The 14329-nt window shown below is 36.8% G+C and carries 15 protein-coding genes; 14 read left to right on the forward strand and 1 reads right to left on the reverse strand.

The genetic code is table 11. The features are described 5' to 3' along the window. Window positions 1-17: 17 nt before the first annotated feature. The 14 genes from mnmG to ACMAWV_RS01300 all read left to right on the forward strand — a co-directional run bounded on the left by mnmG (window position 18) and on the right by ACMAWV_RS01300 (window position 13042). Window positions 18-1859 carry a tRNA uridine-5-carboxymethylaminomethyl(34) synthesis enzyme MnmG gene (gene mnmG / locus ACMAWV_RS01235; RefSeq protein ID WP_392994019.1) on the forward strand — a complete coding sequence of 614 codons (1842 nt, stop codon included), beginning with the start codon at window positions 18-20 and terminating at the stop codon, window positions 1857-1859. Beyond that, window positions 1856-2521 (forward strand): 16S rRNA (guanine(527)-N(7))-methyltransferase RsmG, encoded by a 666-nt coding sequence (locus tag ACMAWV_RS01240; RefSeq protein WP_103218608.1) that lies wholly within the window; start codon window positions 1856-1858, stop codon window positions 2519-2521. Before mnmG ends, ACMAWV_RS01240 begins: the two co-directional genes overlap by 4 nt. Window positions 2522-2557: 36 nt before the next feature. After that, window positions 2558-3409: a ParA family protein gene (locus ACMAWV_RS01245; protein WP_103218609.1), complete on the forward strand. Its 852-nt coding sequence runs from the start codon at window positions 2558-2560 to the stop codon at window positions 3407-3409. A 16-nt stretch (window positions 3410-3425) separates the two neighbouring features. Next, window positions 3426-4391, forward strand: a complete 966-nt coding sequence (locus ACMAWV_RS01250; RefSeq protein WP_103218610.1) for a ParB/RepB/Spo0J family partition protein — start codon at window positions 3426-3428, stop codon at window positions 4389-4391. Window positions 4392-4495: 104 nt separating this feature from the next. Further along, entirely contained in the window at window positions 4496-4828 is a 333-nt protein-coding gene (locus ACMAWV_RS01255) for a bactofilin family protein (RefSeq protein ID WP_103218611.1), read from the forward strand. Between the two features lie 144 nt (window positions 4829-4972). After that, window positions 4973-5416, forward strand: a complete 444-nt coding sequence (locus ACMAWV_RS01260) for a hypothetical protein (protein WP_103218612.1) — start codon at window positions 4973-4975, stop codon at window positions 5414-5416. 24 nt (window positions 5417-5440) lie between these two features. Beyond that, window positions 5441-5968 (forward strand): hypothetical protein, encoded by a 528-nt coding sequence (locus ACMAWV_RS01265; RefSeq protein WP_412470502.1) that lies wholly within the window; start codon window positions 5441-5443, stop codon window positions 5966-5968. A gap of 16 nt (window positions 5969-5984) precedes the next feature. Continuing rightward, window positions 5985-6524, forward strand: coding sequence for an ATP synthase F1 subunit delta (gene atpH / locus ACMAWV_RS01270; RefSeq protein ID WP_103218614.1), 540 nt, complete (start codon window positions 5985-5987; stop codon window positions 6522-6524). A 25-nt stretch (window positions 6525-6549) separates the two neighbouring features. Further along, window positions 6550-8058, forward strand: coding sequence for a F0F1 ATP synthase subunit alpha (atpA, locus tag ACMAWV_RS01275; protein WP_103218615.1), 1509 nt, complete (start codon window positions 6550-6552; stop codon window positions 8056-8058). Window positions 8059-8075: 17 nt separating this feature from the next. Beyond that, the gene (gene atpG / locus ACMAWV_RS01280; RefSeq protein ID WP_103218616.1) at window positions 8076-8948 is read left to right on the forward strand and encodes an ATP synthase F1 subunit gamma; all 873 of its coding nucleotides are present in this window, start codon (window positions 8076-8078) and stop codon (window positions 8946-8948) included. Between the two features lie 10 nt (window positions 8949-8958). Next, window positions 8959-10377 carry a F0F1 ATP synthase subunit beta gene (gene atpD, locus ACMAWV_RS01285; protein ID WP_103218617.1) on the forward strand — a complete coding sequence of 473 codons (1419 nt, stop codon included), beginning with the start codon at window positions 8959-8961 and terminating at the stop codon, window positions 10375-10377. 52 nt (window positions 10378-10429) lie between these two features. Continuing rightward, a complete protein-coding gene (gene atpC / locus ACMAWV_RS01290; RefSeq protein WP_158246914.1) occupies window positions 10430-10840 on the forward strand; it encodes an ATP synthase F1 subunit epsilon in 411 nt (136 codons plus the stop codon). Window positions 10841-10940: 100 nt separating this feature from the next. Further along, window positions 10941-12497, forward strand: coding sequence for a hypothetical protein (locus ACMAWV_RS01295; protein WP_103218619.1), 1557 nt, complete (start codon window positions 10941-10943; stop codon window positions 12495-12497). Between the two features lie 41 nt (window positions 12498-12538). Beyond that, window positions 12539-13042 carry an outer membrane beta-barrel protein gene (locus ACMAWV_RS01300; RefSeq protein ID WP_412470503.1) on the forward strand — a complete coding sequence of 168 codons (504 nt, stop codon included), beginning with the start codon at window positions 12539-12541 and terminating at the stop codon, window positions 13040-13042. Window positions 13043-13105: 63 nt separating this feature from the next. Here ACMAWV_RS01300 and ACMAWV_RS01305 read toward each other — a convergent pair whose 3' ends face one another. Further along, a complete protein-coding gene (locus ACMAWV_RS01305; protein ID WP_103218621.1) occupies window positions 13106-14284 on the reverse strand; it encodes a patatin-like phospholipase family protein in 1179 nt (392 codons plus the stop codon). Window positions 14285-14329: the final 45 nt, after the last annotated feature.

Raw genomic sequence — 14329 nt, forward strand, 5'->3', positions numbered from 1 at the left:
AACAAAATGAGAAACATATGTTTGATGTAACAATTATTGGTGGGGGACATGCAGGACTAGAGGCTGCTTGGGCCGCCGCTCAGTTTGACCTAAAGGTAGCAATCGTTACTATGCCTGGTGTAAGTATAGCATCAGCTCCATGTAATCCAGCAGTTGGTGGAGTGGGCAAGGGTCAGGTTGTAAGAGAGATAGATGCCTTGGGTGGCATCATGGGGAAGCTTGCTGACAGAAGCGCTATTCAATATCGAACTCTTAATGAATCTAAAGGTTATGCTGTACAGTCAACTCGTGTACAGATTGATAAAGAAGTATATGCTAGAAATGCAGAGGCGGAAGTAGCTGCTAACGATAATATTACTGTTATTCGGGAAATGGTGGAAAGAGTAAGTAAAGATCAGGACTCTTTTCTCATTAAGACAACTGAAGGCGAGTATCTCTCAAAGAAGATTGTAGTTACTACTGGTACTTTTTTAGCAGGTAAGATGCACACTGGAGAGGAACAATCTGACGGTGGTCGTGTAGATTGTCTTAAAGCTGATTCTCTCGAGAATATCTTTGTAGGTGTAACAGCACTTAAAACTAGATTTAAAACAGGAACTCCTGCTCGTTTAAAGAGAGATACCATCGATTTTTCTAAAATGGTGGAGCAGGAAAGTGATCCTACAGCAGTAAACTTCCATTTTAATCACGGATTAACTGAACGATTTGTGGATCAGGTTTCATGTCACCTTACTAAGACCAATGAAAAGACTCTTGGAATTATTCGCGACAATAAAGAGAGAAGCCCTATATTTAACGGACAAATTAAGGGTGTTGGGCCTAGATATTGTCCATCTATTGAAGATAAAGCTTATCGCTATGAAGATAAGGACGTGCACCACGTATTTGTTGAACCAGAGTCACTGGAGCTAGATACATTTTATCCAAATGGTATCTCTACATCACTCCCACGTGAGATACAGCTAGACTTTATCCGCACTATTGAAGGATTAGAAAAGGCAGAGATTGCAGTATACGGTTACGCTGTCGAATACGATGTTGTCGATACAACATGCTTGGACAGAACATTGCAATCGAAGGAAATGCCTGGATTATATTTTGCTGGTCAGGTAAACGGTACTTCGGGTTATGAAGAAGCTGCAGGACAAGGTTTAATAGCTGGTATAAATGCAGCTCGATCTGCTATTGGCGCAGATAAGTTTATATTGGATCGCGATGATTCATATATTGGTGTAATGGTAGAAGATCTTGTCTCGAATAAGAGAGATGAGCCTTATCGATTATTTACTGCGCGTAACGAAAATCGTCTTTATGTACGTGAGGATAATACTATTCTACGTATGAAGAAATATCGCCAAGAATTAGGTTTGTATGCAGATATTGACCGCTATCAAGACAGCTATGAGCAGGGCTTTAATATTATCTGGCATATCGCTAAGAATTATACATATAAAGCTAATCCAAAGAATAAGGAATACTTTGAGTCGAAGGGCTATGGACCACTAAGTTCAAATATTACCTTGGCCGAATTGTCTAAGAGAGCACACTTGAATCCAGTGGATGTCTTAGTGGCAGAGTTAGCTGAGAATAATCTTCAGTTTGATTTAAATGTTATTCGTACAGTAGCTATCTCACTAAAGTACGAAGGCTATATTGATCGTGCTCTAGTTGAAAATGCTAAAATCAACAGACTTAGTAAGAAGCCTGTGGATTGGCAAAAGCTAGTAGCTAGTGAGAATATCTCATTTGAGTGCAGACAACGTATTACAGAAATAAAGCCTGAAAGTTTTGGGCAGTTACAAAGAATAGTAGGAATTAGGCCAGCTACCTTAGCATATGTAGCAGGAAATATATTATGATGAAAGATACAGTATTTTGTGAACGCTACCTTGAGCAAATCAATGGCCCGTTTGCTGGAATTAACCTTACAAGAATTAATACAGCAGAAGAGTTCTTCGATAAGCAATATGTAGACAGTGTTAAACCTATTGAAGACATTCCTTCTTTGAAGAAGATCTATGATCAAACTAAGATACATGTAGATATTGGTTTCGGTGGAGGATTTCCTTTATTACCGTTAGCAAGCTTGAATCCTGATAAGAAATATATTGGTTTTGAAGCAAGAGGTAAGAAGTCCAAAGTTGTTAATCAAATTGCAGAAGCAATTGGTCTTGATAATGTAAAGACATACCACCAAAGATTTGAGCATGTATATTTTGATCGTGACTGTACGATAACATTCAAAGCTGTTTCAACAATACAAAACCTTCTTCCTCTTATTATTACAGATAAGACTGTAAATGTGATCTTTTATAAGGGTCCAAACTTCTACGAATTAGAAGACCTGGACTGGCTTGGTAACAAGTGGGAGATAGTAGAAGAAACATTGATCGATATTCCTAATACTGAGGGGCGTATGATGATTGCTCTTCGTAATAAGAATGTTCTACGTGGAACAGAAATCACTAGTTTTAGAAAAAATAAAAATAAACAACTTGTCACTTTGTCTTCATTTCTTTAAAAATATAGTAACAACTATATCTTTTGGGAGACATAAATGGCTAAAATTATTGCACTCATGAATCAGAAGGGTGGTGTTGGTAAAACAACAACTACAATTAACCTTGCTGCCTGCCTTGCAGTAGCCGAGAAAAAAACTCTGGTAATTGACTTAGACCCTCAGGGTAATGGTAGTGTGAGTTTAGGGCTTGATTCAGCGCAGCATAATGGAAGCAATATCTATCATGCAATGATTGGTAAAACAGATATTCGTGAATGTATTTACGAAACAGAATTACCTAATCTACATATCTGTCCTTCTGATAACAATTTATCGGGAGCAGAGATTGAACTAGTAAGTGAATTTGCAAGAGAGTCGAAATTAAAGACTGCATTCATGCCTGTTATGGACGCTTACGATTATATTCTAATTGATTGTCCACCTTCTCTTGGTCTTTTAACTGTGAACGCATTAAATGCTGCTCATAGCTTTATCGTACCGATGCAAACTGAATACCTTGCAATGGAAGGTCTGGCCCAACTAGTAAACACTGTAAAATTAATTAAAGCGAATTTAAATCCTACATTAGAAATGGACGGAATCGTCCTTACTATGTTTGATGGAAGAGCGTCTCTTCACAAGCAAGTTGCAGAAGAGATTAGAAGGCACTTTGGCGAAAAAGTATTTCAATCGGTAATACCTAGAAATGTAAAACTCGCCGAGTGTCCATCTTTTGGTAAACCAATTATCCTTTACGATATTGAATCAAAAGGTTCTGAAGCTTACTTATCACTAGCTAAGGAACTTATTATTAAAGATCGTGCACAATCAGTAGAAATTCAAAATGAGCTACCACAAGTTCCATCGGTTAATGAAATCGATAATACTTTAGCTGGTAACATTCAATAGGTAAGGGGAAGAGAGAATGGCTAAGAAAATGGCATTAGGAAAAGGAATGGGATCTTTACTTGGAGGAACACAAAATTCTTCTCAAGTATCAAAAGCTCAAGCAGCTTTTTCTGATCTACAAAAAGTTGCAGCAGATAATCCGGCAGCAGCTAAACCAGCACTTAATACAACTCCTGCTGTACAAGTAGAAACGAATCCTTCAATGCTTGATATTACTGTAATTCATGCAAACCCAAACCAACCAAGAAAAATCTTTAAAGAAGAAGAGCTTCACGAGCTTTCAAACTCAATTAAAGAAAATGGTGTTATTCAACCACTAATCGTTGTTAAGGCCGATAATGGATATGAACTTGTTGCAGGTGAAAGAAGACTTCGTGCTTCTAAACTAGCAGGTCTTACTCAAGTTCCTGTCGTAATAAAGAGAGCAACTGATCGTGAAAAAATGGTTATGTCGATCATTGAAAACGTACAAAGATCAGATCTTAACTGTGTAGAAGAAGCTCTTGCTTACTTTGCACTAATGGAAGACTTCAACTTAACTCAAGAAGAAGTTGCAAAAAAAGTTGGTAAGGAAAGATCTACAATTGCAAACTTCCTACGTATTCTTAAGCTTCCACGTGATGTAGTAGAATTAATCCAAAAGGATCAGCTTTCATTTGGTCATGCAAAAATTCTTGCTAGTATCAAAGAGAGAGAAGATTGTATTCGTATTGCAAATAAAGCAGCTCTTGATAATCTATCTGTTCGTGAAACTGAAAAATTAATTAAAGCAGCTAAGAGACCAACAAAAGTTGGCAAAGAAGATGATAACTTCGACTTTTTTAATGGAAAAATGTCTCAATATAGAGAAAAGTTAGAACAAAAAACTGGTTATCATTTCGGGATTAAAACAAATAAAAACGGTGGTGGAGAAGTTGTACTGAAATTCTCTAATGAAGCCGAATTTAATGATATTTTTGAATACTTACTTTTAAATAGATAATGTTTTTATTGGTCCTATGGGACCAGTCTTTATGGCCGGTCCTATAGAACCATTTTTCAAATCAAATATGGTCCTATAGAACCAGCCACGGAAAGGGTAGATTTATGACACAAGGAACAATGGCAGCGATTATCGAAGATGGTTGTAAGCTCGAAGGAAATATTACACTGAACGGTGTAGGGCGTATTGCGGGAATTGTGAACGGAACTATTTTTTCAAATGACACGGTAATTATTTCCGAGGCCGCTGTAATTAATGCAGACATTATTGCTGATGTAATTATGATTAGTGGAATCGTTAAGGGCGACATCAAAGCGACTTCTCGCGTCGAAATTATCAAGCCTGCTCGCTTCGAGGGGACTATCACTACACCTTCGCTTATTGTGGAAGACGGCGTTATTTTCCATGGTACAACGAAGATGCATGACGAGAAATAATTAAATAAATTTGATTATTTACAACTTAATTAAATGTTAACAAACATTCAGAAAAAAGCTGTTTAGCTTGACGATAGGCCAGATAAAGTTTAATTATTAGTGAACTTTTAACCAATCTTATTACACAATTTGGGGTAGTCACTAATGGATACTATCAATACAGTATTAAACTCTCTAGGTATCAACTCTACATTTTTCATTCAATTGGCCATCGTTACAGTTCTTTATTTTGTAACAAGAAACTTAATCTGGTCTAAACTTCAAGAAGTTCTTGAAAACCGTGAAGCAAAAACTACTAAAATGGAATCAGGTGCTGATGAAAAAACTCGTCTTGCAACTGAATTAGAGAAAGAATACAAGTCTAAAATTGAAGGCGCACAATCTGAAGCTTTTAATTTAATTCAAAATAGAAAAGAAGAAGTTACTAAGCGTGAAGCTGTTAAAGTTAAAGAACTTGCTAATAAGCTTGAAGCTGAAGCTAATTCTGAAAAGGCAAAATACTCTCAAGAGTTAGAAGAGAAGAAAGTTGCAATCATGAAAGATGCTGATGAACTTTCATCACTTCTAGTTGATAAAATTGTACAGTAGTCATTAAAATTATAAGGATAATAAATGAAATTATTATTAGCTCTAGTTTTTAGTAATATCGTATTTGCAGCTGGTGGTGAATACCACGGTGGTCACTTATCTGACCTACTTGTTCCTGCAATTAACTTCACAATTGTATTTGGTTTTATGGCATGGAAGATTATTCCATTCATGAAAAATTCATTTGTAGAAAAAGCAGATTCTATTAAGGATCTTGTTGAGTATGCAGCTGAAAAAGATGCAAAAGCAGAAAAAGTATTATCAGTTTCAAAAGCTAAGCTAGATAATATCGAAGGTGAGAAAGAACAAATCATCACTAATGCAAAAAAAGATGGTGAAAAGTTCGAAGAAACTTATGTTCAAGAAATCAAAGCATCAATGGAAAAAATGGAAGTAGATTCTGCACACAAGTTAGAATCTGAAAAGAAGATGATGCTTAAACAACTTAATGAATCGCTATTAGATGAAGTTATTTCTAAAACGAAAACTAAAATTCATTCTGATAGTTCATTATCAAATAAAGCAACAAGCAATTTAATTTCAAGACTATAGTTCTAGGGTTAGTAAGATGAAAGAAAAGAATGTAGCCAAAGCGTATGCAAAAGCGATTTTCAGCCTAGGTAAAGAGTCTAATATTAATACAGCACAAGAGCTTACTGCTCTTACAGAAGTAATCAATGCAAGTAATGATCTAGAAAACGTAATGTTTTTAGATGTATTTACTGTTGAGGAAAAAGCTTCTGTTATAAGTGACGTATTAACAAAGTTAGGGCTTTCTCAAGTTGTAAAATCATTTATTAATTTCCTACTTCAAGAAAAGAGAATTGGAATTCTTCCACTCATCTTTAAAGAAGTAATCGTTATGGATGATCATGAAAGAGGTTTCATGAGAGGAACAATTGAAGGTAATGCAGATTCAATTGATACAGAGTCACTTAATAAGATTAAATCTTTTATTAAGTCACAACTTGGATCAGAGCCTGAGTTAACTTATACAAAAAACGAAAAAATTACAGCAGGTGTTCGTGTGACAGTTGAAGACTATCAAATCGATGCATCTGTAGATAAACAACTTAATACTTTAAAAGAATCAATTATAAATGGCTAATGGCCAATTATTGTAGAGGTAAATGATGTCAATGAATCCAGAAGAAATTACGAGCATTATCAAAGACAGAATTGCTAACTTCGAAACTAAACTTCAAGTAGACGAAGTAGGTACAGTTCTTACTGTTGGTGATGGTGTTGCTAGAGTTTTCGGTCTTAAAAACGTAATGGCCGGAGAGCTTGTAGAATTTGCTACAGGTACAAAAGGTATGGTTCTAAACCTAGAAACTAACAACGTTGGTGTTGCTATTCTTGGTGATGATCCAAAAATCACAGAAGGTTCAACAGTTAAAAGAACTCAAAAGATCGTTGAAGTACCAGTAGGTGACGCTCTTTTAGGTCGTGTTGTTGATGCTATTGGTAATCCAATCGACGGACAAGGTGAAATCGTTTCTGAACACTCAAGACGTGTTGAAATTAAAGCTCCAGGTATTCTAGGTAGAAAATCTGTACATGAGCCACTTCAAACAGGTATTAAAGCTATCGACGCTATGATCCCAATCGGACGTGGTCAACGTGAGCTTATCATTGGTGACAGAAAGACAGGTAAAACTGCTGTTGCAATCGATACAATCATCAACCAAAAAGGTAAAGATGTTGTATGTATCTACGTAGCTATTGGTCAAAAGAACTCAACAGTACGTCAAGTACAACAAAAACTAAAAGAAGCTGGTGCTCTTGATTATACAATCATCGTATCTGCTACTGCTTCTAACTCTGCACCTCTTCAGTACCTAGCACCATATACTGGTTGTACAATGGGTGAGTACTACAGAGATAGCGGTAAGCACGCACTAATCGTTTATGATGATTTAACAAAGCAAGCACAAGCATATCGTCAGCTTTCACTACTTCTTAGACGTCCACCAGGACGTGAAGCATTCCCAGGGGACGTTTTCTACTGTCACTCAAGACTACTTGAGCGTGCGGCGAAACTATCTGATGACCTAGGAGCTGGTTCACTAACTGCACTTCCAGTTATTGAAACTCAAGAAGGTGACGTTTCTGCATATATTCCAACAAACGTAATCTCGATTACAGATGGTCAGATCTTCCTAGAAGGTGACCTTTTCAACTCAGGTATCCGTCCAGCTGTTAACGTTGGTATTTCGGTATCACGTGTTGGTGGTTCTGCTCAGATTAAAGCAATGAAAAAAGTTGCTGGTACATTAAGACTTGATCTTGCTCAGTACCGTGAACTTCAAGCTTTCGCGGCTTTCGGTTCAGATCTAGACGAAGCTACTCAAAAACAACTTTCAAAAGGTGAGAGACTTGTTGAGCTACTTAAGCAAGCACAATATTCTCCATTTGATGTTATCGATCAAACTGTATCTGTATACGCTGGTACAAAAGGTATGTTCGATTCAGTACCTGTTGATAGAGTAAGAGATGCTGAAAAAGATCTTCTAGATCACCTAAATACTTCTCACTCAGATCTTATGAGTTCACTAAGATCAGAGAAACAAATCTCTGGTGAGAATGATGGTAAATTAGCAACTGCAATTAAAGAATTTATTGCAAGTAAGAACTACTAATTAATTGAGGAGCCATAATGGCAAATATTAAGGATCTTAAAAAGAAAATCAAAAGTACTAAGGGTACTTTAAAGATTACGGAAGCTATGAAACTTGTTTCAGCTGCAAAGCTAAACAAGGCTCAGAATGCTATTCTGAATGCGCGTCCTTATGCAAATGAATTAGAAGATTCAATTAAAACAATTTCTGCTTTAGTAGAAGGTTACAATCACTCTTTCTTAAATAATAACGAATCTAAGAAAGAAGTACTTCTTGTAATCTCTTCAAATAAAGGTCTTTGTGGTGGTTATAACTCTGGTCTTGCAAAAGCTGTTAAGGCTTATATTGCAAACCATGAAGATACAAACAACCTTGAAGTGCACTTTATTGGTACTAAGGTAAAAGAACTTGTTGTGAAACTTGTTAACGCTGGTGAATCATACGGTTTTGAAAGAACTGAACCACAATTTCATGAAGTTCAAACGATTGCTAATAAGCTTTCAGAACTTTTTGCAACTGGTGAAGTAGGAAAGGTAAGTGTTGCTTACAACATTTTCCATTCTGCAATTCAAATCGAGCCAACAGTTAAACAAGTACTTCCAATGACTCTTGATTCATCTGAAAGAGATGAGCTAAAGGAAAAGTATCCGTTTGATTTCAGATACAACCCTGGTGCGGAAAGTATTTTAGATGGCCTAATCCCAGAGGCGTACACGAGTGCAATGTGGACTGCAGTATTAGATGCTACAGCAGCAGAGCACGGATCACGTATGTCAGCAATGGATAGTGCCGTTGGAAACTGTAAAGATGCAATTAGAACACTAACTATTAAAATGAATAAATTGAGACAAGCGGCGATTACAACTGAACTTATTGAAGTTGTATCTGGTGCTGAGTCCCTCAATGGTTAAGGAGCGTAGAATGTCACAAGCAAAAGGTGTTATTCGTCAAGTTATGGGTCCTGTTGTAGACGTTGAATTTGCTGATGGAAATTTACCGGAAATCTATAACGCCCTTTTAGTTACAAACTCAACAATCAACGACAAAGAAAATAACCTTGTTCTTGAAGTTGCAACTCACCTAGGTGATAACGTTGTTAGAACGATCGCTATGGACCAAACTGAAGGTCTATCAAGAGGTTTAGTTGTATCTGACACTGGTGCTCCAATTCAAGCACCTGTAGGTCGTGAATGTCTTGGTCGTATCATCAACGTAGTTGGTGAAGCGATTGATGAAGCTGGTGAATTAGGTAATAAAAAATCTTACTCAATCCACAGAGAAGCTCCATCATTTGAAAATCAATCAACAAAACTTGAGCCATTCTTTACTGGTATTAAAGTTATTGACCTTCTTGCTCCATACTTAAAAGGTGGAAAGATTGGTCTATTCGGTGGTGCTGGTGTTGGTAAAACAGTTCTAATTATGGAACTTATCAACAACATTGCTACTCAACACGGTGGTTTCTCTGTATTCGCTGGTGTTGGTGAAAGAACTCGTGAAGGAAACGACCTTTACGAAGAAATGAAAGAGTCTGGGGTTATCGATAAAACTGCACTGGTATACGGTCAGATGAACGAGCCACCAGGTGCACGTGCTCGTGTTGCTCTTACAGGTCTTTCTCTAGCGGAATACTTCCGTGATGAAGAAAAACAAGACGTACTATTCTTCGTTGATAATATCTTCCGTTTTACTCAAGCTGGTTCAGAGGTATCTGCACTACTTGGACGTATTCCATCTGCCGTAGGTTACCAACCAACTCTTGGTACTGAGATGGGTGCTATGCAGGAGCGTATTACTTCAACTAAAGATGGTTCGATTACTTCTATCCAAGCTGTATACGTACCTGCCGATGACTACACTGACCCGGCTCCAGCAACTACATTCGCTCACTTAGATGCGACTACTGAACTTTCACGTTCAATTGCTGAAAAAGGTATCTACCCAGCGGTAGACCCACTAACATCATCTTCAACAATTCTATCTCCAGCTATCCTTGGTGACGATCACTATGATACTGCTCGTTCAGTTCAACAGATCCTTCAAAGATATAAAGAGCTTCAAGATATCATCGCGATTCTTGGTATGGACGAACTTTCTGAAGAAGATAAAATTCTAGTTGGTCGTGCAAGAAAGATTGAGAAATTCCTTTCTCAACCATTCTTCGTTGCTGAGCAGTTTACAGGTATCCCAGGTCAATTCGTTGATATCAACGATACGATCAAAGCATTCAAAGCTATCCTAGCTGGTGAGTGTGATGAAGTTCCTGAGCAAGCTTTCTACCTTGTTGGTAACCTAAACATGGTATATGAAAAGTGGGAACAACTTAAGAAGGATGCTTAATAAGTAGCAAGTTCCATGGGGTAACCCATGGAACTACGCAAAGGATTAAATGATGAGTAACTTTGTTGTAAATATTCTAACGCCTAGCTCAGTTGTTGCGAAGAACGTACCAGCAGACTCTGTTTTCGTTCCTACTCTAAAGGGTGAAATCGAAGTTCTTGCAGGTCACACTCACATTGTTGAGAAGCTAGCTACTGGTAGCGTTGCTGTACATGGTGATGATTCGGAAAGATTTTTCACTGTTACTAACGGTATCGTAAAGGTTTTAAACGACCAAATTACTATCCTATCAATGACTTCTGAAGAAGATTGTCAAATTGATGAGGAAAGAGCTACAAATGCACTAATTTACGCTCGTGAGAAGCTGAAAGGTACTTTAACTGATGAAGATCTAGTTAAATTCCGTCGTAAGCTTGATAGAGCGCAACTTAGGTTACAACTAGTTAAGCAAATTTCGAAATAATAGATTAGGCCCTGTTTCCAGGGCCTTTCTTTTTTCTACTTCACTCGGCAAAATCTGCCACCTAAGTTCTAAATAACCTAATGATGCGAAAATAGAGCTAATGATTATTAGGTTTATTTGTATCTTTATTTCTTTATTAGTAGCTAATGCTTATGCATTAACAGGCGGAGATATAGTTACTCTTAAGCCAAAGAAATTTGACCTTAGAGAAACATTTGAACTTCACAAAAAATTTGTTCCTCCTATTGCTTATCAGGGTGAGGTGGAAACAGATGAGATTGTATTAGCAAGCTCAGGAGTACAAAAAGGCGCTAAGGTAAGTGGCAATATTAAAGAGAGTGATGATCTCGTCTTTTTTTCCTATGGTGCTCAAGACGCTAAGAAAGATGCAACTGCAAAAACTCCACAGTTTAAAGCACCAATAGTTAAAGGTGTATCTAAACAGGCTTTAGGGCCAAAGAATTATAAGCCTGTAATTGATTTCTCAAGCTTTATTCAGTCAGCTGCTCGTAAAAAGAAAGCGGTTTCTAATTTTAAAGTTAAGTTGCGTGAGTTTGGCGAGAAGGGTATTTCGAAAAATAATCTTACAGATTTTGATTTAGTACCTACATATAATTTAAATGAATTATTTACTGATTCTGGAACTGGAGAAGTTCTAATTCCGATATCTAGTGACGATAGTTTTTCTACATTTAGGGGCTCTATTGCTGCCAGAGATATAATTAGAACAAATTTTGAACTTAGCGCTCGAAGCGAAACGACCTTCGATATCCCTGTAATCAATTCTGATTATCTACGTAAGATCTTAGAGAGAAACAAAGTAAAAGAGCATAGTGGTGCACATATTCTAGTTGATTTAGGTGATAAAATAGATACTTCCACCTTTATGGGATCCTTTAAGAAAAAAGTATATCTTGATCGAAATTTCAAAGAAGTTGATCCTGGGGATTCATTTGTTTATGAACTCTATCTTGATGTTGAATTGGGTAATCACTTAATTAAGTATATGGATTTCAAAGGCAAAGTTGCGCAAAAAATTATTCATCTTGTTCAAGATGAAATTACTTACGAAGCGCCATATTTATTAGATGCAAAGGCCATTAATTTTTCTGTTTATGAAGAAAATTTGGCGGCCAAGACCTTACAATCAATGAACTTGAACGATAGCGATATTCGTTATTTTAATCGTGAGATCACTGCTTCTAAGGTAGGACTAAATCGCTATAAAATTCTTACCCCATTGCGGGACGCTAGTTTTAAACACTATATTGAAGTTGGCAAAGAAACTTCGGTCTTTGTTGGCTTTAATGACATTAAGAAGGTGGTGATACCTTCTATTGAATATATCGATTATTTGAAGGAGCTATTTCAAAACCGGGCGGATAATGGAGCTTGTGTTATTCAAGTTAATTTGAATAAGCCACTCGTTAGTTTTGAAGCTTATATTTCTTCGATAAGTCCATCAGGATCATATGATTTTTATTATATGGATAAAGATGGAACAGTTAGTGCTGAAATTACAGGCTTAACGGAGAAGGTTTTTATTATTTCTCATGATTATGGAATTTTGAATACGAAAATAGATTCTGGGGAAGGAAGTATTCAATACACGCAAAGTTTCTGTACTGAAGGTTTATATATTATTGAAAATATCTAGTTTGAGAGAATATTACTAGATTTATCTTATGAGGAGATTGTATGAAAAAGATTTTAGTTGCAATGATGATTATGATTGCTGGTTTCCAAGCGCAAGCTGGAATTTATGTTGAGCCGTACCTAGCGTATAATATTCTAGGTGATACTGATGGTGATGATACGACTGGTACAAATATTGGTGGCCGCCTAGGTTATTCACTTCCTATGCTGGTAAGTTTTGGACTTGATTACAATATGGGTTCATATACGGCTGAAGATAATACAGGTGACACTGATTTTGATACAACAAACTTTGGACTATTCGTAGCTGTTGATCTTCCTATCCTACTTAGAGGATATGCAAGTTATTACCTATCATCTGAAATTGATGCTGGAGCTGTAACTTTTGATGGTTCGGGAGTTGCTGTTGGTGTTGGTTTTACAATGCTTCCATTTGTTTCACTTAACTTAGAGTACCGTGCATTGAGCTATGATGGTGCTGGTGGTTTCCCAGACTTTGATACAAAAGAAATCTTAGTTGGTGTTTCACTACCACTTGATCTTTAATTAATAAAAGATTTTAAATATGAAGGCCCACATTAGTGGGCCTTTTTTTATTTCATTGAATTTTTAAGATTCGTATTCTTTATTATTAAATATTTCCATCGTTCGCTTGTAGCCAGCTTCAAGCATCTTAGTCATCTTCTTTGGATTTAAGCTGAAGATATCAGCGAAGAAGAGGTTGTAGTCATCATGCTTAGGAAAGATATCGATGAGTTTTACATCAGGATTAAAGTTTAGTTTTCGCTCAATAATTGATGTTATATGACGACGTTGTTCATTACTAAATTTTTCATTGAGCATATACTGATTTACAGTATCAATAATATCCTGTGCGGCTATACGTCTTGCTCTTGAATCAACAATTTTCTTTTGAATCATTAAGTAAATAGCCTGCGTACAAATGGCAGGAAGGCCATAGTTAGCAAGGGAGCCAATTTCATCTTGATAGTGATAAGGCGTATGGGTCCAGCTTGAAATGATATATTCACAACTATTATCAACGGCAACGTGAGTTGAAAGTGTTTCACGAATTTCACCATCAATATAGAAATCTGTCGTATCTGTAACAGTGTTATGAATTGGATAAGGCGTATAGAATGGCGGTACACTCATTGAAGCAGTTGCAGCTTCAGCAATTGGTATATCAGTATAGTAGTGTGCCGTCGGATCATGGCTAGGATTAGGGTAATTATAGCGAGAAAATATTGTCTTTCGCGAATTATCTAATTGTGTTGCAATGATAAAAAGATCCGCATCATAGTCATCGAAATTGTTCGATTTTATTACGTTTTCAATTATGTAGTCGTGCAGTCCTGTTGTGGAAAATAGTCCTGAGACTGTCATGATTGGTTTCAAAAGACTTTTGATAACAAGTGGAAAGCCATCCAATGGATCGTAGAGATTCGGATGGTGAGGCTTTAGACTAGGTCTCTTTAAAGAGAGCATGTCCTTATATGTAATTGGTTTCAAACCTGTTTTGTTTTTTTGAATAAAAGCTTCAATAACTTCAAGTGGTGAGTGACCCGAGGCTAAGAAGAGACTAATTAGAGCACCTGCACTTGAGCCAACATATGTTGATATTTCGTAATCTGGATTTACATCCGAATGATTGTGCTTAAATGTGAAACCAAGATCGTGAAGGGCCCAGCTTACTCCAAGGTGCCATGCGGCAGCCTTTACGACACCGCCAGAGAGAACTAAGGCAGTCTTTTTATTCCTGAAGTTTTCTATATCAACTCTGTTCATAAAAAAATTATACTCGAAATACGAATTTATGTATTGATAATTTTT

The sequence above is a fragment of the Halobacteriovorax sp. RT-1-1 genome, from assembly GCF_047085455.1.
Taxonomy (GTDB): Bacteria; Bdellovibrionota; Bacteriovoracia; order Bacteriovoracales; family Bacteriovoracaceae; genus Halobacteriovorax_A.